At 42.7% G+C, this 22,487-nt stretch carries 19 protein-coding genes and 1 pseudogene; all 20 read right to left on the bottom strand.

The window, feature by feature from the left end:
• Window positions 1-15 precede the first annotated feature (15 nt).
• Window positions 16-663: an HAD family hydrolase gene (locus DWX73_RS06865; RefSeq protein WP_118348115.1), complete on the bottom strand. Its 648-nt coding sequence runs from the start codon at window positions 661-663 to the stop codon at window positions 16-18.
• A gap of 251 nt (window positions 664-914) precedes the next feature.
• Window positions 915-1,691, bottom strand: coding sequence for an RNA polymerase sporulation sigma factor SigG (gene sigG / locus DWX73_RS06860; RefSeq protein WP_118348113.1), 777 nt, complete (start codon window positions 1,689-1,691; stop codon window positions 915-917).
• 121 nt (window positions 1,692-1,812) lie between these two features.
• A complete protein-coding gene (locus DWX73_RS06855; RefSeq protein ID WP_118348111.1) occupies window positions 1,813-3,435 on the bottom strand; it encodes an MBL fold metallo-hydrolase RNA specificity domain-containing protein in 1,623 nt (540 codons plus the stop codon).
• Window positions 3,436-3,555: 120 nt separating this feature from the next.
• Window positions 3,556-4,296 carry an RNA polymerase sporulation sigma factor SigE gene (sigE, locus tag DWX73_RS06850; protein WP_118348109.1) on the bottom strand — a complete coding sequence of 247 codons (741 nt, stop codon included), beginning with the start codon at window positions 4,294-4,296 and terminating at the stop codon, window positions 3,556-3,558.
• A 13-nt stretch (window positions 4,297-4,309) separates the two neighbouring features.
• A complete protein-coding gene (locus tag DWX73_RS06845; RefSeq protein ID WP_118348107.1) occupies window positions 4,310-5,095 on the bottom strand; it encodes a sigma-E processing peptidase SpoIIGA in 786 nt (261 codons plus the stop codon).
• A gap of 280 nt (window positions 5,096-5,375) precedes the next feature.
• The gene (gene ftsZ / locus DWX73_RS06840) at window positions 5,376-6,593 is read right to left on the bottom strand and encodes a cell division protein FtsZ (RefSeq protein ID WP_118348105.1); all 1,218 of its coding nucleotides are present in this window, start codon (window positions 6,591-6,593) and stop codon (window positions 5,376-5,378) included.
• A gap of 201 nt (window positions 6,594-6,794) precedes the next feature.
• Window positions 6,795-7,766 carry a cell division protein FtsQ/DivIB gene (locus DWX73_RS06835; protein ID WP_118348103.1) on the bottom strand — a complete coding sequence of 324 codons (972 nt, stop codon included), beginning with the start codon at window positions 7,764-7,766 and terminating at the stop codon, window positions 6,795-6,797.
• A gap of 157 nt (window positions 7,767-7,923) precedes the next feature.
• The gene (locus DWX73_RS06830) at window positions 7,924-9,009 is read right to left on the bottom strand and encodes an FtsW/RodA/SpoVE family cell cycle protein (RefSeq protein ID WP_118348101.1); all 1,086 of its coding nucleotides are present in this window, start codon (window positions 9,007-9,009) and stop codon (window positions 7,924-7,926) included.
• Between the two features lie 14 nt (window positions 9,010-9,023).
• Window positions 9,024-10,379, bottom strand: a complete 1,356-nt coding sequence (murD, locus tag DWX73_RS06825) for a UDP-N-acetylmuramoyl-L-alanine--D-glutamate ligase (RefSeq protein ID WP_118348099.1) — start codon at window positions 10,377-10,379, stop codon at window positions 9,024-9,026.
• 11 nt (window positions 10,380-10,390) lie between these two features.
• Window positions 10,391-11,350 (bottom strand): phospho-N-acetylmuramoyl-pentapeptide-transferase, encoded by a 960-nt coding sequence (gene mraY, locus DWX73_RS06820; RefSeq protein ID WP_118348097.1) that lies wholly within the window; start codon window positions 11,348-11,350, stop codon window positions 10,391-10,393.
• A 115-nt stretch (window positions 11,351-11,465) separates the two neighbouring features.
• The gene (locus DWX73_RS06815) at window positions 11,466-13,220 is read right to left on the bottom strand and encodes a peptidoglycan D,D-transpeptidase FtsI family protein (RefSeq protein ID WP_118348132.1); all 1,755 of its coding nucleotides are present in this window, start codon (window positions 13,218-13,220) and stop codon (window positions 11,466-11,468) included.
• 56 nt (window positions 13,221-13,276) lie between these two features.
• Entirely contained in the window at window positions 13,277-15,199 is a 1,923-nt protein-coding gene (locus DWX73_RS06810; protein WP_118348095.1) for a peptidoglycan D,D-transpeptidase FtsI family protein, read from the bottom strand.
• 11 nt (window positions 15,200-15,210) lie between these two features.
• A complete protein-coding gene (locus DWX73_RS06805; RefSeq protein WP_118348130.1) occupies window positions 15,211-15,726 on the bottom strand; it encodes a hypothetical protein in 516 nt (171 codons plus the stop codon).
• A gap of 34 nt (window positions 15,727-15,760) precedes the next feature.
• Window positions 15,761-16,696, bottom strand: a complete 936-nt coding sequence (gene rsmH, locus DWX73_RS06800) for a 16S rRNA (cytosine(1402)-N(4))-methyltransferase RsmH (RefSeq protein ID WP_118348093.1) — start codon at window positions 16,694-16,696, stop codon at window positions 15,761-15,763.
• 26 nt (window positions 16,697-16,722) lie between these two features.
• Window positions 16,723-17,160: a division/cell wall cluster transcriptional repressor MraZ gene (mraZ, locus tag DWX73_RS06795; RefSeq protein ID WP_118348091.1), complete on the bottom strand. Its 438-nt coding sequence runs from the start codon at window positions 17,158-17,160 to the stop codon at window positions 16,723-16,725.
• Window positions 17,161-17,604: 444 nt separating this feature from the next.
• Window positions 17,605-17,823, bottom strand: a complete 219-nt coding sequence (locus DWX73_RS06790; RefSeq protein WP_330413519.1) for a hypothetical protein — start codon at window positions 17,821-17,823, stop codon at window positions 17,605-17,607.
• Between the two features lie 19 nt (window positions 17,824-17,842).
• Window positions 17,843-18,682, bottom strand: a complete 840-nt coding sequence (locus tag DWX73_RS06785) for a DegV family protein (RefSeq protein WP_118348089.1) — start codon at window positions 18,680-18,682, stop codon at window positions 17,843-17,845.
• A 135-nt stretch (window positions 18,683-18,817) separates the two neighbouring features.
• Entirely contained in the window at window positions 18,818-19,996 is a 1,179-nt protein-coding gene (locus DWX73_RS06780) for an FtsW/RodA/SpoVE family cell cycle protein (protein ID WP_118348087.1), read from the bottom strand.
• A 22-nt stretch (window positions 19,997-20,018) separates the two neighbouring features.
• Window positions 20,019-21,898: pseudogene (gene asnB, locus DWX73_RS06775) on the bottom strand (asparagine synthase (glutamine-hydrolyzing)).
• Between the two features lie 66 nt (window positions 21,899-21,964).
• Window positions 21,965-22,483, bottom strand: a complete 519-nt coding sequence (locus DWX73_RS06770) for a transcription repressor NadR (RefSeq protein ID WP_118348085.1) — start codon at window positions 22,481-22,483, stop codon at window positions 21,965-21,967.
• Window positions 22,484-22,487 lie beyond the last annotated feature (4 nt).

The raw sequence follows: 22,487 nt of genomic DNA, 5'->3' as shown, positions 1-22,487 counted from the left end.
CTCATATGTCCTATATTAAACATAATGCAGCAATTCTTCCGGTCTGTCAATTATTATTTTTGCTCCCGCCTCAGAAAGAAGCGTTCTGCCGCGAAATCCCCAGGCTGCTCCGACTGCCGGAATGCCTGCATTTGCCCCGGTCTGAATGTCTACTTCCGAATCTCCAATGTAAATACATTCCTTGATATCCACGTCCATCTGTCCGGCAATCCGTACAACTCCGGCCGGATCAGGTTTTCGCGCAAGACCTTCCTCCTGTCCCTGTACAACATCAAAAATCCCGTCTCCGAAAATATTTCTCACGACATCTACCGCCTGTTCATGCGGTTTATTCGAATGTACCGCAAGACGTATTCCTCTCTCCTGCAGATCTTTTAGTAATTCTAAAATTCCTTCATACGGCTTCACATGATAAAGACAGTTCTCAGAAAATATCTTTAGATACAATTCCATTGCTTCTTCCATATGTGTAAGTTCTCTGTCTCCTCCTGCTTCCAGTGCAGCCATCACTAATTTTCTCGCACCGTTTCCCACAAATGTCCGGCATTGCTCCACTGTGATCGGATTCAGTCCTAAGTTTTCCAACGTCTGATTCGTCGCATATACAAGCGATTCCAGTGTATCTGTCAGCGTTCCGTCCAGATCAAATATACATACATTCATTCCTGCCACATCCTTTCGGAAACATGATAACACGCTCAGGCTTTGCTTGCAACGAAAAACGGCAACCCCGGCATTAAAACATTGCCGAGCTTGCCGTCTGCACGATGATGCTCAATAAGATGATCGCTGCAATTCCCGCTTTTTTCAGGAACCGTTTTCTTTTTTCCGCACACATGCTTTCTATCAACCCCTTACATTACAGTATATGCAGGGGCTGCATTTTTTATTCCTGTATGTGCTTACAAATTCGGCTACTCTAAATAATGCTTCATTGTTCTCAGCGCATTCTTTTCCAAACGACTGACCTGCGCCTGGGAAATGTGAATATCCTCCGCTACTTCCATCTGCGTTCTCCCATGGAAAAAGCGAAGCTCGATAATATAACGCTCCCGCGGATTCAAATGGTTCATTGCCGCCTGAAGAGACAGCTCCTCTATCCAATTTTCCTCCCGGTTCTTTTTATCACTGATCTGATCCATCACATAGACTGCATCGCCGCTGTCATTATATACCGGCTCCTGCAGACTGACAGGACTTTGGATCGCATCAAGCGCAAATACGATATCTTCTTTTGAAATTCCAATCTCTTCTGCGATCTCCTGAATCGTTGGCTCTTTTAAATTTCTTTTCACATAACTTTCTTTCGCATAAATTGCTTTATAAGCGGTGTCTCTGAGCGATCGGCTGACACGGATTGAATTATTGTCTCTCATATATCTGCGAATCTCTCCGATAATCATTGGAACCGCATAAGTAGAAAACTTTACATCCAGTTCTGTATTAAAATTATTCACTGCCTTAATCAGCCCAATACATCCAATCTGAAACAGATCGTCCGCATTTTCGTTGCTGCCGGAGAAACGCTTAATTACACTCAGAACCAGTCTGAGATTCCCGCGGATATATTCTTCCTTTGCCGCTTCATCTCCTGCCTTGATCCGCTCAAACAGAGCGTCTTTTTCTTCCTCTTTTAGCAGCGGCAGACTTGACGTATTGACACCGCATATTTCCACTTTATTTAGCGCCATGCTAGTATCCTCCTAGAAAGATTTCTTTCTAAGATTCTTCACCTATACCGGCGCTTCTATACAATTCTAAGGAAAATATAAAAATTAATAGACCTTGACAAACTCTTCTGATCTTATTTCTTTACAGATCCACATCATCTCTGTCCCATTTATCAGCCAGATTATGAATCTGGGATTCAAACTTCGCCAGATCTTTATTGGCAAGCCCCTCATTCTTCAAAACAACATTCATGAGGCGTCTTGCAGCTGCAATGACACGTTCAAATGCACTGCGTGCTCTTGCAGTAGACGGCTTCTCAACACTCTTCTTCGGTTGTTTTACGCCTTCTGTCAGAATCTTTCCGGAAGCGAGATCTACCATTCCGCCGGAATACGGTGCAAATGCCGAAATCCCAAATCTGTCCGTAATCGTCTGGGCAAAGGAATCTGTAACCTGATCCTCGCCATGTACTACAAATACCTGCTCCGGTTTCTTTTCAAATCCATCAAGCCATCCAAGCAGTCCATTCATATCTGCGTGACCACTGATACCGCGAAGAGATTCGATCCTCGCATGAACCTCGATCGTCTCTCCAAAGAGCTTCACAACCTGGGCTCCCTCAAGGAGCTTACGTCCAAGCGTTCCTACTGCCTGATATCCGACGAACAGAATCGTATTCTCTTTTCTCCAGAGATTATGTTTCAAATGCTGGCGAATCCGACCTGCTTCACACATACCTGAAGCGGAAATGATTACTTTCGGCCGCTCGTCTGCATTGATCTGTTTTGACTCTTCGCTTGTAATCGTTGTCTTTAATCCCGGAAAGATCAGCGGGTTGATTCCCGCATTCACAAGAGCCAGTGCATCTTCGTCAAAGCACTCCCTCATATTCTTTGTAAATACATGCGTTGCTTCAATTGCAAGCGGGCTGTCCACATACACTTCAAAGCCCGGAAATTCCGGAAGCAGATTCTTCTCTTTGATCTCACGAATGAAATACAGCAGTTCCTGCGTACGGCCAACCGCAAAGGAAGGTACGACAACATTGCCGCCTTTTTGAAATGTCTCCCGAAGGATTCTTGTAAATTCTGTCACATAATCCGGTATCTCATCTCCGTGCGTCCGGTCGCCATAAGTGGATTCAATCACAACATAGTCTGCGGATCTTACCGGTGTCGGATCTTTAATAATCGGCTGATTCACATTACCTACATCACCGGAAAAGACAATCTTCTTCTCCACATCCGCTTCCTTGATCCAGATTTCAATACTTGCCGATCCAAGCAAATGTCCTATATCTGTAAATCTTACCCGGACACCATCACACAGATCTATGATCTGGTTATAGCCGCACGGTGCAAGATGTTCGATTGCCCCCAAAGCATCCTGCATCTTGTACAATGGCTCATATAATTCTGCTCCGGAACGCCTTGCCTTACGGTTACGCCACTCAGCCTCGAATTCCTGAATATGGGCACTGTCACGAAGCATAATGTTACAAAGATCTGCTGTAGCAAATGTGGTAACAATCTGTCCTGTAAATCCATTTTTATAAAGCAAAGGGAGCAAACCTGAATGATCAATATGTGCATGTGTTAAAAGTACATAATCGATTTCCCCTGCTGTTACCGGCAGTTCCTGATTCTCATACAAATCCGGCCCCTGCTCCATACCACAGTCAATCAAAATGTGTTTCCCGTTCGTTTCCAGTAAATGACAGCTTCCTGTCACCTCATGCGCTGCTCCTATGAATGTTAATTTCATAAGTTCAACCCCCTTTGTCAGTCATAATATTATGTCAAAAGCATTTATCTTCCAATATTATATCATAAATCTGACTATTTTTTTATATTTTACAAAAATATAATATTTTTTAACATATTTTTATTCATATCTGACAATTTCTCTTCGAAGCCGCTGCATGATTTTTTTCTCCAGTCTGGATATATAAGACTGAGAGATTCCAAGAAGATCTGCAACTTCTTTCTGTGTCTTTTCTTTCCCATCCGGTTCATTCAGCCCAAATCTCATCATCACAATCGTACGCTCACGGTCAGACAGCTTTCCAATCGCCCGGATCAGCACTTTCCTCTCTGCTTCTGTCTCCATATCCTTGTAGATCGTATCTTCCTCTGTACCTAAAATATCCGACAGCAGCAGTTCATTTCCGTCCCAGTCCACATTAAGCGGCTCATCTATCGAGACTTCCATTTTTGTCTTACTGTTTCTGCGCAGATACATGAGAATCTCATTTTCAATACAGCGGGAAGCATATGTAGCCAATTTAATATTTTTACAAGGATTAAATGTATTGATTGCTTTGATCAGCCCAATGGTTCCAATCGAGATCAGATCTTCCACTCCTACTCCCGTATTGTCAAATTTTTTTGCAATATAAACAACTAACCGAAGATTATGTTCAATCAGAAGCTTTTTTGCCTCTTCATCGTATTCCGATCCAAGATTCCTGATTGCTTCATTTTCTTTTTCTGCCTCCAGCGGCGCCGGAAGCACCTCCGAACCGCCGATATAATGTACTTCCTGTTCTTTCTGAAACAGCAATGTCCGAAGATTTGGAATCACTTTAAATTTAAACTGGTGTGGTACGGCAACTTTAATGACCATTTTCCTATCCCTCCTAAAATATATCAGGATTTAAAATCATCTGGCAGCTCCCCTGAAAAACCGCTTTTTCCTGGCAGATTCCAATTAAAGGTTTCTCAATACAGATACTCTCTTTTCCCGATTCTACAACCATCTTTTCTGCAAAAATCGCCGGAATCATTCCTTCACTCTTTCCAACAGAATGAAATGGAATCATGCGAATTCCCTGCACCTTCTGTCTCTTCCACTCCTTTGGCAGTACCTCTGCACCCAGTACATGAACCGGTACTTTTGTAATCGGATCACAGAGCTGATTTCCAGTATCAATCAGCGCTTCTACGGTATGGGAAATTCCATTCAAATACACCGTCACTTTGCATCTGTAATTCTGAATACTCCGCAGTTGTGCCAGCATCCAGAAAGCTCCCTGCATCACTTCATAACTGATTGCAGCAATCAGCACAAAAAGCCCCGCTGTTTTCACATGACTCCCGAGAAACTGCATCGCACCTCCCAGAAAAAAAGCGCATATGTAAAGGAGTAAATACGCTTGAAGAAACTTTTTTCTTTCCTTGATTTTAAGTCCTGCTCGAATCATAATAGTATTTATGACAATATGGAACAAAATGAATTTCATCAGAAAATGATGCCCCGGTATGCAGATAACCGCACAGGTAGATATTGCTCCCATAAATGCTCCCGCAAAGATTGACACATGTGTGGCAGTACATGTGAGGATTCTGCTTACTGCCAGTAAAAGCAGATAATCCATCATAAAATTTACGAGAAACAAGACATCTATATACAATTCATAATACATGTTCCGCCCTCTTTCTTCTTTTGATACAAAATCGATTTGGTATGCAAGCAACGTTTATTATAGAATAAAATGTTTTAGAATTTTGTCAGATGCAGTAAGAAAAACCGGAAATCTTTCGACAGGAACTGCTATCTGCTCCTTTTTACAGGAAATGTGTTTTCGATTACATAGGATTCCAAAGAGATTTTCTATGTAACCAAAAAAAGAGTCATCGGACGGCAATTGTTCTGCCTGTCACAATGACTCTTCTGATTATGTTCTGATTCTTTTATAACATTTCTTATCTCTTAAAGAAATCCGGAATCTTAATGGACTGTTCTTTCACTCTGCTTCCCTGCGGAGCCTTTGGCTGATTGAAAGAAGGAGCCTGATCAGATGTTCTCTGAGAATACTGTCCCGGTGTGTAATGCGGTGTCGCATACTGTCCCGGTGCCATGCTGTAATCAAGACCTCTCTGTGTTCCCTGGTGAGGAGCCTGCTGTCCGCCAAATACGGATGCCTGACGCTGTCCTTCCAGTCTTGATTTCAATTTTGCTGCTGCGCCTCCGGTTGTATGAAGACCTGTAGCGATAACTGTAATGATTGCTTCATCTGTCTTAGAATCATCATACATCGCACCAAAGATGATATTTGCCTCTTCTCCTGCAAGATCCTGAACATATTCTGCTGCATCACTTGCATCCATAAGAGAAATATCTCCGGAAATATTGATGATAACATGAGAAGCACCTGCAATCGTTGTCTCAAGCAATGGACTTGCTACAGCCTCTTTTACTGCATCCAATGCTTTCTCATCACCCTTACCATAACCGATACCGATATGAGCAATACCTTTGTCTGTCATAACTGTCTGAACATCGGCAAAGTCAAGGTTGATCAGAGACGGTACATTGATCAGGTCTGTGATTCCCTGAATACCCTGCTGAAGTACTTCATCCGCTTTCTTTAAAGCTTCCGGCATTGTTGTTCTTCTGTCAACGATCTCAAGAAGCTTGTCATTCGGGATGACGATTAATGTATCTACATTTTCTTTTAATTTCTCAATTCCTGATAACGCATTGTTCATACGAGTCTTAGACTCAAAGTGGAATGGTTTTGTAACAACACCTACAGTCAAAGCACCCATGTCTTTTGCGATCTTCGCAACAACAGGAGTTGCACCTGTTCCTGTTCCGCCGCCCATACCACATGTAACGAATACCATGTCTGCGCCTTTTAATGCTGCCTGGATTTCTTCTGCACTTTCTTCTGCTGCTTTCTCACCGATCTCCGGTTTTGCTCCTGCACCAAGTCCTTTTGTAAGCTTGTCTCCAATCTGCATTAATGTCGGAGCCTTACATAACTGAAGTGCCTGTTTATCTGTGTTGATCGCGATAAATTCAACACCAACGATCTGTTCATCTATCATTCGGTTGACTGCGTTATTTCCGCCTCCACCGACACCAACCACTATAATTCTTGCTGCTGCTTCTGATTCATTTGTCTTAATTTCTAACAAGAGTTTCTCCTCCTTTGTCACCTTTTATCTTTATACTTCCCTTGCTGCCTTTTCTTATTTTAATAGTGCAATGTCCACATAGTTATATAATATAAGTTTTCTGGAAAATAATCAATAGCATTTTTTCTATTTTTCTAAATTTTTATGCTTTTTACGGGAATATTTTTTGTTTCTTAAAATGCATTTCTTTTTCTTTGGAATTTAATAATCTTCTCCCTCATAAGAATCTTCTCCCGAGTCACTTCCGGAATCGCTTCCGTAGTCCTCCCCGGATGTATCGCTGCTGTCGATATTATCTCCCATGCCGTCATCTGTCATGCCGTCTTCTTCTGCGTTCTCTTGCGCATCCCCGGCTCCTTCTTCCTGATTTTCAGCTTCCTGCCGGGCTGCCTCTGCTGCTGCAGCTTCTGCTTCCGCTTTTGCCGCCTCCGCTTCCGGATCCGTCCGGCGGAAACTAATATATTTACTGTCTGCATTATAATACTTCATCTGCAGAATTCCGGTCTGACCTTCCAGCTTCCCAAGCACTGCCGGAAGCTGTACAACTTTATTGGCATAACCTCCTGAACCAAGCTCCACACAAATTGCGCCAAAATACAGCGTTACATTCTTTCCGTCACTTAAAATTCTGTCCGGTTTTAATTCTTCCTTTTTCAAAAGCTGTGTTACATCAAGAATATGTGCAAACACCTTATTGTCTGCAGTCTTTAATTGATGGTACAGCTTTTTCTCTTCCACTTCCATTCCTTCAATACACGGAACCTCTTCCAATGGTACTTCATTTTGGAATACAACAAGTCCCTCCTTGTCAAAATAATAATAGCCTTCCTCCGCTGCAATATATCCGACAATTTTTTTCTCCGTAACATTTATCTTGACTGACCAGGGAGACTTTAACGTAACCTTTACCTCATCTATAAACGGAAGGAGCTCCGGTTTCTGCATGCGATATTTCCAAAGCAGATAAAGTGTATTTGCAGACATCTCATCCTGCTTTACCCATTCTATGACTTCCGTGTCGGAAGCATATTCCAATCCGCCAACCTCAATCTCTTTTGTGTGAAATAAAATCACAACACTCATTCCCAGAATCAGAAGGCCTAGAAGTATAATCAGAACTGCATAGATCTGACGCACGATTTTTCCTTTTATCCTTCGTTTTTCTCCTTCCATAACAGATCCTCCTCGCATTGCTGTTTCTTCTGGTATCCTTTTTATTCTATCAGACTTCCGATTCTTCGCCAACCCCTTTTTCCCGCAAAACTTCCAACAAACTTTTCCAACCACAAGGAAGCCGGCTTCACAACTCATCTCTTATGTCTTTTATCCTCTATGTGATTGTGGCTGAAACACTCAATACAAGCCCCATCTCAATCAGAAGAAACATGACAGAAGTTCCTCCATAACTAATAAACGGAAGTGTGATCCCGGTATTTGGAATACTATTGGTAACGACCGCAATATTTAAAATGACCTGAATCATCATATGCGCCATAGCTCCTGATGCAATCAGCGCCCCAAAGAGATCCTTTGCCTTTGTCGCAATTACGAAGAAACGCCAGATTAATATAAGAAACAAAATAATGATCGTACTCGCCCCGACAAGACCAAGTTCTTCACAGATAATAGAAAAAATCATATCATTTTGCGCTTCCGGTACAAACCCGAGTTTCTGAATACTTTTCCCAAGTCCCACGCCGAACAGCCCTCCGGAGCCAATGGCATAAAGCCCTTGCAATGTCTGATACCCTTTTTCATAAAGTTCAGGATGCCTCCAGATTGCAATCCGTTCCAGACGATAGCTCTCCAGCGCAAGAAAAATCCCAAGAAATCCTGCTCCGGCTGCCCCCATCCATATAAACTGTCCGTATTTCGGACTTGCGATGAAAATCAAAATAACCGCAATCCCAAGAATAATAATTGCCGTACTCAAGTTATTAGAGCCTACAAGTCCTACGATCGGAAGCACCAGAAGCATAATCCGGATCAACGTCCCGATCCGGTCAATCTTTTTTACATTTTGTACAACGATACAGGCCAGATAGAGAATCAGCGCTACCTTTGCATATTCAGACGGCTGAAATGACAAAGGGCCCAAAGATAACCATCTTTTGGACCCATTAATCTCTTCTCCCACAAACAATACGGCTGTAGACAACGCAATCGCAAGCAGATATCCCGGCAGCGCCAACGGCCGCCATATATGATAATCAATCTTCGCGGTAAGAAACATCATCCCAAATCCAAGTAGTGTGGCAAAAGCCTGTTTTTTCAAATAGTAAAAAGAATCATGGAATTTCACACGCCCGTTATATGCACTTGTGCTGTAAAGGATTAAAAGTCCTATCCCCGCCAGCAGAAATACAATTACAAGCAGTGTTGTATCGTATGTTTTCTTTTTATCGGAACGCGGCAATCGTTCATCACTCCCTATAATGCATTTACAAGTTCTTTGAATTTATCTCCACGTTCTTCATAATTTTTGAACATTCCCCAGCTTGCGCATGCCGGTGATAAAAGCACTGCGTCTCCCGGTTGTGCATTCGCCGTACAGAATGCCACTGCCTCTTCAAAAGTGTCTGCCATAAGAATATCCTCTTCCGGAAATCCGTATTTTCTGGCACAGGCAGCTATCTTTTCTCTTGTTTTACCAATCAGAACAAATTTTTTTACTTTTCCGTCAAATGCCTGAATCCATTCATCGTACTCCGATTCCTTATCATATCCTCCGCCGATCAGACACGTTGGACGGTTCATCGCCCGTATCCCACGGATTGCTGCATCCGGATTTGTTCCTTTAGAATCATTGTAATAGAAAACTCCATGTTTCTCTGCAACAAACTCAATCCGATGCTCTACTCCGGTAAACTTTAAAATCACTTCTCGAACCACTTCCACCGGTACTTTATAAAGCAGTGCCATAGCTGCTGCTGCCATTACATTCTCATAATTATGCACACCGAGAAGTTTCAGTTCCTCTACATGGCAGAGAGTCACCTGTTCGCCGTCTCTATATATCATATTGCCATTTTCCAGATAAATTCCTCTTGACAGTGTTCTTCTGCTGCTAAAATAAAATACATTTGTCTGAATCTCTTCTCCAAACGAGCGAAGCGCTTCATCCTCATAGTTAAGCACACAGTATTCTTCTGCACCCTGATTCTTTGCAATGGCTTTCTTTGCTTCAATGTAAGCCTCCATTGTATGATGCCGGTTCAAATGATCCGGTGTAATATTCAGAATCGCACTGATCTTCGGACAGAATTTCTCAATTGTCTCAAGCTGAAAACTGGAAATCTCAGCAACAGTCACGCTCTCCCCGGTCATCTTCTCCACTTCTTCTGTATATGGATTTCCGATATTCCCAACAACAAAGACACTTTCTTTCCATGCTTTCATAATCTCTCCGAGCAATGTCGTTGTTGTCGTCTTTCCATTTGTACCGGTAATGGCAAGTACATCTCCCTTGCCATATGTATAGGCAAGTTCAATCTCTCCCCAGATCTTCACGCCCTTTTCCCGCATGCGGTTTACCGGTTCAATATCTGTCGGCACACCCGGACTTAGTACAGCCAGCGTCAGTTTCTCAATCACTTCTTCCGGGAGTTCTCCCAGTATGACTTCAATACTGTCACACCCTATTTTCTCTTTTAATTCCTCTGCACAAAGCGCTGCATTTCCATCGTAGAGAATGACGGAAGCGCCCTGGTGTTCCAACAGACGGCATGCTCCGATCCCGCTCTTTCCGGAACCGAATACAAGTACATTCTGACCTCTAACATCCATGATTCTTCCTCCTATAACGCCAACAGCGCGATCAGACAGAGAATTGCAGTAATAATTGAAAATACCGCAACAACTCTTGTCTCTGACCATCCGCATAATTCAAAATGATGATGGATCGGTGCCATCTTAAAGAAACGCTTTCCTCCGGTCTTTTTAAAATATGTAACCTGGATCATAACAGAAAGAACTTCCACAAAATAGATCATTCCCACAATTACAATGAAGATCGGCATCTGCAGCATATACGCTGTGGATGCAACAAATCCTCCAAGCGCCAGTGAACCGGTATCTCCCATGAATACCTTTGCCGGATAAACATTAAACAATAAGAATCCAAGCAACGCTCCGACAACCGCACATGTAACCGGCTCCAGTCCGCTCTTTGTTCCAACAGCAATGACCGTGAAAAACGTAGCTACAAGAACTGTAACACTTGATGCCAGACCATCCAGACCGTCTGTGAAATTCACACCATTTACAGTACCAATCACCGCAATAAACAGCAGTGGGATCGCAAGCCAGCCAATATCCAGATATTTTCCTCCTGAAAACGGAATCAGCATCGTCAGCGAAACATCTGTAAACTTCACAAGGTAAAATGCAAACACAGCCGTAACAACGATCTGAAGCGCCATCTTCTGCATCGGAAATAGTCCATCAGAGCGTTTCATTACAACTTTCAGATAATCATCCAGAAATCCGATCAAACCAAATCCGACCGTCACAAAAAGTACCGGGATGATCTTCGGGTAATCCTTCACATAAAACAGGGATGTTACAAGTACACTGATCAAGATCATCACACCGCCCATTGTAGGAGTTCCGGCTTTCTTCAAATGCGATTGGACACCTTCTACACGTTCTGTCTGCCCCATCTTCAATCTGCGCAGAAACGGAATCACAACCGGCCCCATCAGCACGCTGAGTACAAACGAAATCAATACTGGTATTACTATGATATAATAATTCATACGCCACCTCTTTATCTCTTTTGTTTTTTTAACTTATTCAGTATACCTTATTTTCCCTCTGTTTTCAACTATTCTGCCACATTTGCGATGATCTGTCTCCATTGAAATGTACCAATTACTCCTCTTTTGTCTCCCGCATAATTGCCGGATCTTTCTCCAGTCCCATATATGGAAGAACATTTTCAAAGATTTCCCTAAGAATCGGCGCTGCAATCGTTCCCCCATAATAAATTCCCTGCGGATTGTAGATAATGACCATGCCAAGAATCTGCGGATCATCTGCCGGAGCAAACCCAATAAAGGAAGAAATATATTTTCTCGCGCTCCGCGGCAATGTCTGTGAAGTTGCCGTCTTCCCCCCGATTCGATATCCATCAATATAGGCATTCTTTCCAGAGCCTTCCGACACTACGCTTTCCAATATTCCTCGCATTAACGCAGAAGTTTCTTCTGATACAATCCGATCATCTTTTTTATATTGAAATGTTTTAATTTCTTTTCCGTCTTTGTCCAGCACTTTCATACCAAAATGAGGCGTAATGCTCTTTCCCCCATTAATCAGAGCGCTTACCGTGGCAGCCATCCGCACCGGAGTAATCTGAAATGACTGTCCAAATGTCATCGTTGCCAGCTCCACCAGTCCGATATCTTCCTGCTTATGCATAATCGTTCCTGCTTCTCCCGGAAGATCCACCCCTGTCAGATTCATCAATCCGAACTGTTTAAAATAATCACAAAATTTTTCCGCACCAAGCCGCAGACCAATCTCCATGAAAACCGGATTACAGGAATTCTGAACTCCCTGGACAAAGGTTTCACTTCCATGCCCTCCCACTTTATGGCACCGGATCTTCCGATCTTCCACAATCTTATAGCCCGGACAGGAAAAAGTTGATTCAGGCGTAACAACACCTTCTTCCAGGCAGGCTGAAGAAGTAATGATTTTAAATGTGGAACCTGGTTCATAGGTATCGTTGATACAACGATTTCTCCACATACGGTTCAGCCGATCCTGTTTCTCTTCCGGCGTCAGCTCACCTTCTTCTTCCTTTTCGTGTAATGTAAATGGATCATTCAAGTTAAATTCCGGTACATTTACCATAGCCTTTATCTCACCGTTTTTCGGATTCATCAAAAGAATCGATACCCCATCCGCCTGTTTTTGTTCCATAACTTTTTCAGCTTCCTGCTGCACATATTCCTGAATATTATAGTCCATACTGATCTGCAGTGTATGTCCGGTCTCCGGCTCCATTCTATCCTCTGCCACTCCATTTAATTCGATTCCTCTCGCATCTGTTGTAGTCAATATTTTCCCATTGACTCCCTTTAGATACTCTTCATATTTTACTTCCAAACCAATAATTCCCTGGTTATCTCCACCGGTAAAGCCGATTACCGTGGCGCCAAGATCTTCATACGGATAGAATCGCTTAAAGTCTTCATCCACTTTCACTCCCGCAAGATCATAACCTCTAATCCTATCCCCGGTCTCTTTATCCACATTTGTCTTAATCCGTTCAATCGAAGATACTTTCTCTACTCGTTTCCTCACAGCGCTTTCTGACATTCCAAGCTCTCTTACAAGCATCTGTATTACCGCTTCCTTGTCTTCCACCTGATTATAAATTACAGAGATCGTACATACCGTCCTGTTTGTCGCCAATACTTTTCCATTTACATCTACAATTTCTCCTCTGGCTGCTTTAATATCCCGCTCCCGCTCATGGAGCTGTTCTGCCCGATTTTGATAGTATTCTGCATCAAACAGCATTAAGTAGATAAGCCGCCCAACCAGCGCCAGCAATACAGCGCCGGCACAGAGAAAGATTACAAACATTTTCTTCTTATTATAAGTCTTATTTCGCATAAAAAATCCCTGCAGAATCATTGATACAGTTTATTAATGATTCCACAGGGTTATTCCTATTCTTCTGCCGGCACATCATCTGCCGCCGGTTCTATTTGGGTAATCCCCAGATACGGGAATACCTTTTCCATAATTCTTTTCGAAAGGTCTGCCACATAAGCGCTGTTGGACTGATTATCCGTATTGATCTCATCAATCACAACATAGATCACAACTTCCGGATTGCTAATCGGCGCTGCTCCGGCAAATGAAAGTAAATGTTTATTTTCACTTCTCGGATGCTTCTGCGCTGTACCTGTCTTACCGCCAATATCATAGCCTTCAATCTGATAGTCGGTTCCGGTTCCGTATTCAACAACTGCCCGAAGGTATTCTTTTACCATATCAGAAGTTTTCTGGGAAATTGTTTTTTTCATTAAAACCGGATCTTTATTCTCAATTACATTTCCATCTGCATCCTGAATCTGTTTCACGAGATGCGGCTCATAATAATTGCCTCCATTTACGAGCGAACAAAATGCTGCTGCCATCTGTGTCATCGTCACATTAAAGTTCTGCCCAAAAGAGTTGGTCGCCAGGTCAATCGGTCCCATATCTTCTGCCTGATATAAAATACCAAGCGCTTCTCCCGGTAAATCGATTCCGGTATACTCGCCAAATCCAAAAATCTTCTGATATTTGCAAAATTCTTCCGGACCAATAGCGCTTGCCATATGCATCAGAGCCACATTACAGGAATTTGCCACCGCATCCTGAATTGTTTCCGTTCCATGTCCATCTTTGTAGTGACATGGAATCGGCGCTGCATTTTCCACAACCCGAAGCGAACCGCCGCAGACATATGTTTCGTTACCGGTAAGTTTTCCGCTTTCAAGCCCCGCTGCCACGGTAAATGGTTTCATTGTTGAACCCGGCTCAAATGTATCTGTTACTGCAAAGTTTTTCCAGATTTCCTGAAGCGCTTCAATCTTTCCATTCACACCTGTTTTTTCATTCGTTGTGTTTTCCAGATTCGCAATTTCTTCATCGGAATAGAAAGAAGTCAGATCTCTTGGATCATTCAGATTGTAAAACGGATAAGTCGCTTCTGTCAGAATATTTCCTGTATTCGGATCCATAATGATCACAGCTGTATTTTTACTTCCAAGCTCCGTTCTCCGTCCGGTCGTCTCGTCATATTTCTCATATTCTTTATTAAATTCCGCAATAACTTCTTCTACCATACTCTGCAGGTTCAGGTCAAGCGTTGTAACAATATGGTCGCCATTCTTTGCTTCTTTTACTACCCGCTCTAACGAGGAATCGTAATCAAGATACCCATACTCTCTTCCATCGGTTCCATTTAAAATATCGTTGTAAGAACTCTCAAGACCGCCATTTCCCACATTTCCGGAAGACGTAAATCCAAGCACATCGCTTGCAAGCGTATCATACGGATAGGATCTGATGTAATCATCTTCCAGCCAGATTCCCATAAGAAGCGGATAATTTTCATTGTCCTCATCCATTTCTTCAAATTTCTTTGCCGTATCATAATCAATCTGCTTTTTCATAATAATATACCGGCTTTCCGGTTTCTCTTTTAAAGCTGCACGAAGTTCTGTTTCTGTAATTCCGAAACATTCCTGCACAACAGATGCTGTCTCAGAAATAATCTTTTCCTGCTTCTTTTCATCTGACAATAACACCTTTGCATCTAAAATTACATTATATACTCTCTCGCTTGTCGCTAACTTACTGCCGTTCCTGTCGAGAATATCTCCCCGCTTAAACGGAATGATCTTGCTGTCATATTGCTGCTGATCCAAAACGATTTTTGTATACTTTTCTCCGCTGGATGCATTAATGTATGTAATTCGAATAATTAAACCAACAAAAGCCAGTATAACTGCCATAAATAGCATTACCAGCTTTTTCTGCATTTTCATCGGAAATTTTTTCCGCAAAAATTCAAATTTTCTCTTTTTTTTCTTCGCCATTCACTCACCTGTTATTTCTCTGCTTTTTCAGCTCTGGCAACAACACCGCTGTCCGGAATCGCTTCGTACTGCTTCACATAGTCATTGGTCGGGCTCTGGTAAGAAATCACCTGATCCTTTGAAGCATATACCATCCCAAGTTCATTCATTGCCCGCGTGCGGATATCATTCAGATTGATCTTATCCATCAGTGCATTGTAGCGTGTGGTATTCTCTTCTTTCTGTGCTGCAAGCTCCTGCTGCATCACAGCAATCGTTTCCGAACGGTTCACAGCTTCGTTCTGAAGTTTCAAATAAGAAACGCAAACTGCCAATACCAATATTGCTGCAGCGCTTAAAAACACCACATATCCCGGACTCATATGCATTGCATTTCTGCGGTTTCTCCGTACCTGAACGCTTGCGCGTTTCTTTGGCATCTCCACCGGCTGTTCCTGCTGCGGCAGTATCTCTTCCTTCCGCACTGTATTGCCGTATACATAGTAAGGCTGTCTATTTATTTGTCCTGCATGCCTTCTGTTTGCCACTTTGCACGTCTTCCTTTCTTCTTGTTCTGCCAATCTATCTTCTCTCAAAAATCCGGAGCTTCGCACTCTTCGAGCGACTGTTCACCGAAAGTTCTTCTTCTCCCGGAAGGATTGGCTTTCTCGTAATTACTTTACCTTTTGATTTCTTACCACACACACAGACCGGAAAATCACTCGGACATGTACATGGATCTTCATTCTTCTTAAAATTGCTCTTCACGATGCGATCTTCCAGTGAATGAAATGTAATAATACAAATCCTTCCACCCGGATTCAACAGATCGATCATCTCATCCAGCGTATCTCTCAATACATCCAGCTCATGATTCAATTCAATCCGAATTGCCTGAAACGTCCTTTTTGCCGGATGTCCTGATGTTTTCTGTATTTTCATAGGGATTGCATGACTGATAATCTCAGCCAACTCCCCTGTTGTCTCAATCGGACCTTTTTCGCGTGCGAGACAAATATGCTTTGCGATATTCTTCGCAAAACGATCTTCCCCATAGTCCCGGATAATACGAAACAGGTCCTTCTCGGAATAGCCATTGACAATGTCCTTTGCCGTTACAGGCTGACGCCTGTCCATCCTCATGTCCAAAGGAGCATCTGCGCGATAAGAAAAACCTCGCTCTGCTGTATCCAACTGATAAGACGATACACCCAGATCAAGTACGATCCCATCTACTTTGTCAATGCCAAGTTCACGGAGCCGCGACTTCATATCACAATAGTTGCTCCGCACTATTGTAACTTTCTCCCCAAAGTCACGCAATCTGGAACCGGCAGCTTCAATCGCCGCCTCATCCTGATCTATTCCTATAAATCTCCCCATTTGACTTAATTGCTTACATACCTCATAGGCATGTCCGCCGCCACCAAGCGTTCCATCCACGTAAATGCCGTCTGGCTTGATGTTCAGACCATTTACTGTCTCTTCCAATAATACAGATGTGTGATTAAATTCCATTTACAATCGCTCCCCGGAAAATATTTTTAAATCATTAACCCCAGATCTTCCATACCGCTTGCAATGTCATCTACATCTTCTTCCACAAGTGCATTTGTTTCATCCCATTTTGCTTTGTCCCAAATCTCAACACGATTCAGTACGCCAACCAGAACAACTTCCTTGTCCAGTCCTGCAAACTCTCTGAGGGCAGAAGAGATTAATACTCTACCTTGTTTATCCACGCCGCCGTCTACCGCACTTCCTACGAGGAATCGTGTCAGTTTTCTTGCGTTCGGATTATTGAGTGGTAAGGCTTTTAACTTGGTTTCCAGTGCTTTCCATTCGCTATTTGGATACACAAATAAGCAGTGATCAAACCCCTTCGTTATCAGGAAATCCTCCCCAAGATCTTCCCGAAACTTTGATGGAATAATCAACCGGCCCTTTGCATCAATACTGTGATTAAATTCACCTGTCAGCATCCAAAACACCTACTTCCAAAGTGGCCTGCCACTTTCGTGCCACTTTGCGCCACTTGTCACCACTTTTTACCACCTGAACTTATTGTAAACTACTTTTATAGTGATTTCAAGTGCTATTTTCAAAAAAGTGGACTGGCAAATTCCGGTAAAATACAGAGAAAATTAGCAAATTCTTAAGATTTTTAAAATTTAGTGGGGCAAAGTGGGGTGTGTTTTACAGCAAATTCCCTTCAAACACTTCCCAGAAGTATTTTTAGACAAAAAAACAGACCGGCTGTGGGGGTAAATCCCTATCCCCCACATTTGACCGGACTTTTCAGTATATATTTTTTTGTTTCTTAAATTTTTCTTAAAGCTTCTATAACCTGATAAAAAACTCAAAAAAAGAAGACTCCCTTTGTCGGAATCTTCTCTCTTCTGATTACTCTGCGCTGTTCAATTCGTTCAGATAATTCTCGAATGCACTGTAGTCCACTTCTGCAACTTCTCTCGCTGATTCGCCTGATAATTATCATATGCAGAATAGCCAAGCCATCCTATAAGCGCAATTCCGATCACGGAATAAAGACATTTGCGAACTACTTTCATTCGCTTCTCTTTCTGCATAATCTGCTTACGATTTGCTTTTTCCTGTTTATATTTATCTACTTTCTCCTGACTCATTGTTCTGCTCCTTTTTATCTTAAATTACAACGATCACTCCACCGTCATTGGCATATACGGTACTAATCCCTCTTGTATCAAGAATCACTACGTCTTTCACAGGGATCTTGCTCAAAATGAGATCGCGCACTTTCTCTGCCCGCTCTCTGCAATTACAATGCGTAATTCCGAGAACTTTCTTCTCCGGATCTTTCACTTCCTTCACAACAGTATCACACATCTTAGCCAGCGCCTTCGTAATTCCTCTTGCCTGACCAAGCTGCTGAATCGTGCCTTCCGGTGTCGCTCCCATATATGGTTTAATATTCAGCGCTGTCGCCATAACTGCTTTCAACCCTGTCAGTCTTCCATTCTTTCGCAGCGTCTCCAATGTCTCCAATACGAAATATGTGTGCTGTTCTTCAATATATGCTTCTACCTGTGCAATTACTTCTTCAAAAGTCATTCCGGCTTCTTCACATTCAGCAATCTTCAAACCAATCAGTGTCTCCCCTACGGATGCACTTTTCGAATCAAATACATGAATCTGCTTCTCGCCATATTCCTCCAGATACAGATTCTTTCCAAGTACTGCACTGTTATAAGATCCGCTCAGATTCGCTGTCAGCGTTACCACATATACATGTTCCGCTTCACAACGATAACTTTCCATATATGCTTCCGGAGATGGACAGGATGACTTTGGACAATTCGGACTTTCTTTAATCATACGCAGCATCTCCTGCTGGCAGAATGTCTCGTCATCTACAATATGATGATCATCAATATCAATTCCCAATGCTACACTTTCATAAATTCCTGATACTTTCATCTCTTCTGTCAATTCACCGCAGCTGTCGATTACAATCTTATAACTCATTTTCTATCCTCCCGCATGTATTCTTTCCTAACGCTCAATAAGAATACTGCTCACTTTTATATAACTATTTCCATTACAAGTAGTATTAAATACTACATTATAATAGCACATTTTTTTCTTTCTGAAAAGAGTTTTTTATGATTCATCAAATCGAATTGATCTCGACACACTGAGAGCCATTCCCATCTCAATCATCAGGAACAAAATCGAAGTACCTCCATAGCTGATAAACGGCAGTGTAATTCCGGTATTTGGAATCAGGTTCGTCACAACGGCTACATTTAAAATCACCTGTATTGCAATGTGGGCAAAAATTCCTGTTACAATCAGAGAACCATATTTGTCAGGTGCGTTCTGAGCAATAAACATCAGACGATAGAGCATCATTCCGAACATTACAAGTACAACAATTGCTCCAAATACTCCAAGTTCTTCGCAGATGATTGAAAGAATCATATCATTCTGCACCTCCGGAATAATCATTTTCTGTGTGCTGGCTCCCAGACCTTTTCCAAAAAAACCTCCGGAACCAATTGCATACAAAGCCTGAAGCGTCTGGAATCCTTTATTGCCGGCATGTTTTTCCGGATTAATCCACACAATAATCCTCTGCAGCCGGAAGTTATCACTTTTCGCCAGTGAAGATGCCCACAGCCGAACTCCAATATATCCAACGATCCCTGCAAGCATAGAATACTGCACGATTTTCTTTGTCCTCGGATAAGATACATATAAAATAATCGCAGTAATTCCAAGTACAATGATCGCACTGCTCAAGTTGTCTGTCAGAATGAGCACACCGATTCCGGCTGCTCCTCCATAGATTAGAATTTCTTTCAGATGATCCCACTTTTCGATGTATTTGCCTGTGCGGCATACGAGAAATGGGATATAGAGGATAACCGCAATCTTGACCACCTCTGCGGGCTGAATCTGCAACGGCGTATCCGGAATTCCTACCCATCTCCTTGCCCCATTTGCTTCAATTCCAAATGGCGTCAGGATCAGCAGCATCAGAATAAATGCTACAACATAAGATAACTTTGCAAATCTTGCATATACATGGTAATTGATCCGTGACACGATTGCCATCACAATCAGACTTCCTACCGTAATAATTGCCTGTTTTCGAAAGTACCACATAGGATCGTTAAATTTTTCCTGAGCGCTGTAAGCACTTGTACTGTACAGGATTACAAGCCCAAAACAAACCAGAAAGATAATCGTTGCCAACAGACTGTAATCGAAATATTGAATTGTCTTCGGTTGTTTTTTTCTTCTGGATACCGGCTTTCTCCCTGCCGTTCTACGCATATCATCGCTCCTTGTCTTTATTCTATGCCGCAGGTTTCTCACCTTTCATTGCAGATGGATGGACTGGTTTTCCATTGACAAAAAATCTGTCATACCAGATTAGGAAAATATAAACTGTCCAGATCTTTCTGCTGTTATCCTGCTTTCCTTCTTTATGTTCCTCTAACAGACGGTTCAGATACTCTGTGTGAAAGAACTGTTCTGCTGCCTCTGTGGCAAACATCTTTTTCACACGCTCATAATATTTCTCTTCCCGAAGCCATACACGGATCGGAATCGGAAAACCAAGCTTCTTCTTCTCCGCTGTCTTCTTGCGGATGACACGGTCTGCCGCTGCCCGAAGCGCTACCTTTGTCTTCGGCGCTCTTACTTTATAATCCATCGGCAGACTGCTGGCAAGCTTAAATACTTCTTTATCCAGAAACGGAACACGCACCTCGATCGAGTTCGCCATTCCCATTTTATCCCCTTTCATCAGGATATCATGGACAAGCCAGAGATGCATATCCACATACTGCATCTTCGTTACCGGATCTTTGTCTTTTACCCTCGCATAAAGAGGCGCTGTTACCCTGCGGATTCCCGGTTCACAGCCCTTTCTCAGAGCTTATTCGCCTCTTTCTCTGTAAAGATTGTCGTTGCATTTGCAAAGTACCGTTCTTCCAATGTCTTTCCATGACGCATCAGGAAACTTCTTCCCTTCATGCCCCGCGGCAGACAATTCTCCGCAAATGTTCCGAGCAGTCTGCGAATCCAGAATGGAATCTTATTGAAACCGGTATATTCAAGCGGCTCACAGTAAATATTATAGCCTCCGAACAGCTCATCGGAACCTTCTCCTGACAGCACTACCTTTACTTTCTTCGATGCCTCACGACTCAAAAAATAAAGTGCTATCGCTGCCGGATCTGCTACCGGTTCATCCATATAATACATAATATCAGAGAGATTGTCCCAGTATTCATCCGGCGCGATCACCTTACTGTCATTCTTCATATGGATACTATCGGCAAATTCCTTCGCATCCTGAATCTCACTGTATTTCTGTTCATCAAAGCCTACTGTGAATGTATGATCTACCTGAGACAGATACGTCAAGTAGCTGGAATCCACTCCACTGGACAAATAAGATGCAACTTCTACATCGCTGATCTTATGCATTTCCACTGATTCCTTCATCACGCGCTCCACATCGTCTACCACTTCCTCGAAAGACCGGTCCGTCTTCTCATGGAACTGCGGTTCAAAATACCGCTTCAGCTCCAAAATTCCATTTTCATAAGTCATATAGTATCCCGGCTGCAGGCAAAAAACGCCTTTGAAAAAAGTCTCATTCGTCGGCACAAACTGGAAAGACAGATAATTGCCGAGCGCTTTCTCGTTAAACACCTTGTCAAAATGCGGGTGTTCTACAAAGGATTTAATCTCCGAGCCAAACAGCAATGTCCCATTCATCTGCGCATAGTAAAATGGTTTAATTCCAAACATGTCGCGGGCGGCAAACAGTTTCTTCTCTTTGCAGTCCCAAATTACAAATGCAAACATTCCCCGGAGCCGCTTCAGAAGCAGTGTTCCCCACTCCTCATATCCGTGCAGAAGCGTCTCGGAATCTGTATTGGTCTGAAATACGTGCCCAGCCTCAATCAGTTCCCTGCGCAGTTCCTGATAGTTATAAATCTCTCCATTAAATACAAGTACCTTGCTTTTATCTTCATTGTACAGCGGCTGATCTCCGCTCTCTGTAATATCAATAATACTTAAACGGCGAAAACCAAGAGCCACCTCTTCGTCACAGTACATTCCGGCACTGTCCGGTCCGCGATGAACGATCGTATCCATCATCGATGTCAGTACCTGTTCTTTCTCGTCCAATTTTCCGACAAATCCGGCAAATCCGCACATATTCAATCTCCTTTATTCCCTGACCGGGTTTTTATCGTACTATAATATTATACCCTTGTCCGATTGTCAAGACAACTGTTTTTTGACCAGATATCCAAGTTCCCTCAGTTCTTCTTCAATACTGTCAAGCACATCCTCTGATTCTGCCGAAATCGTGTGATAGTGATATCCGGATGTAATATGGCTTAACGGAGCAGAACCGCCATTTTGAATCTCACCTAAAAATTCTTTTACCTGACGCCTCGAACTCAGATGCATCTCTGCACGCAATTCTCCATATACCTCATGCCGTATAAAGATGTCTTCCACCGTTCCGCCGCAGTCCACAATCGCATAGAGTTCTTCTGCGATTTCTTTTTCTGTATGTTTCACTTCGAAAATACGCCTGACGCGCTGTCCTGACGCGCACAGATACCCTCTGTTCGTCGAAATGATCTCGTAGTCTGCTGCTCTTAAAAGGGCAATATCCTGCACAACAACCTGTCTGCTGATTCCGAACAGCTCTGCCAGTCTGGAGCCGGACAGCGGCGCATTGCTTTTCCTGATACAGTCAAGCATTGCCTTTCTTCGTTCTTCTCCATTCATACTG

The sequence above is a fragment of the Coprococcus sp. AF21-14LB genome (assembly GCF_003458885.1).
Taxonomy (GTDB): Bacteria; Bacillota; Clostridia; order Lachnospirales; family Lachnospiraceae; genus UBA9414.
The sequence above is the reverse complement of the archived record's forward strand: the minus strand, read 5'-3'. Positions and strand labels throughout refer to the sequence as shown.

Coding starts and splice junctions, on each gene's coding strand:
- DWX73_RS06785 (WP_118348089.1), bottom strand. CDS start 18,682: ATGAGTTATAAGATTGTAATCGACAGCTGCGGTGAATTGACAGAAGAG.
- DWX73_RS06855 (WP_118348111.1), bottom strand. CDS start 3,435: ATGAAATTAACATTCATAGGAGCAGCGCATGAGGTGACAGGAAGCTGT.
- DWX73_RS06845 (WP_118348107.1), bottom strand. CDS start 5,095: ATGTATTATGAATTGTATATAGATGTCTTGTTTCTCGTAAATTTTATG.
- mraZ (WP_118348091.1), bottom strand. CDS start 17,160: ATGCTGACAGGTGAATTTAATCACAGTATTGATGCAAAGGGCCGGTTG.
- DWX73_RS06815 (WP_118348132.1), bottom strand. CDS start 13,220: ATGCGAAATAAGACTTATAATAAGAAGAAAATGTTTGTAATCTTTCTC.
- DWX73_RS06770 (WP_118348085.1), bottom strand. CDS start 22,483: ATGAATGGAGAAGAACGAAGAAAGGCAATGCTTGACTGTATCAGGAAA.
- DWX73_RS06790 (WP_330413519.1), bottom strand. CDS start 17,823: ATGAGTCAGGAGAAAGTAGATAAATATAAACAGGAAAAAGCAAATCGT.
- DWX73_RS06835 (WP_118348103.1), bottom strand. CDS start 7,766: ATGGAAGGAGAAAAACGAAGGATAAAAGGAAAAATCGTGCGTCAGATC.
- sigE (WP_118348109.1), bottom strand. CDS start 4,296: ATGGTCATTAAAGTTGCCGTACCACACCAGTTTAAATTTAAAGTGATT.
- rsmH (WP_118348093.1), bottom strand. CDS start 16,696: ATGGAATTTAATCACACATCTGTATTATTGGAAGAGACAGTAAATGGT.
- sigG (WP_118348113.1), bottom strand. CDS start 1,691: ATGGCGCTAAATAAAGTGGAAATATGCGGTGTCAATACGTCAAGTCTG.
- DWX73_RS06780 (WP_118348087.1), bottom strand. CDS start 19,996: ATGCGTAGAACGGCAGGGAGAAAGCCGGTATCCAGAAGAAAAAAACAA.
- DWX73_RS06810 (WP_118348095.1), bottom strand. CDS start 15,199: ATGGCGAAGAAAAAAAAGAGAAAATTTGAATTTTTGCGGAAAAAATTT.
- DWX73_RS06865 (WP_118348115.1), bottom strand. CDS start 663: ATGAATGTATGTATATTTGATCTGGACGGAACGCTGACAGATACACTG.
- mraY (WP_118348097.1), bottom strand. CDS start 11,350: ATGAATTATTATATCATAGTAATACCAGTATTGATTTCGTTTGTACTC.
- murD (WP_118348099.1), bottom strand. CDS start 10,379: ATGGATGTTAGAGGTCAGAATGTACTTGTATTCGGTTCCGGAAAGAGC.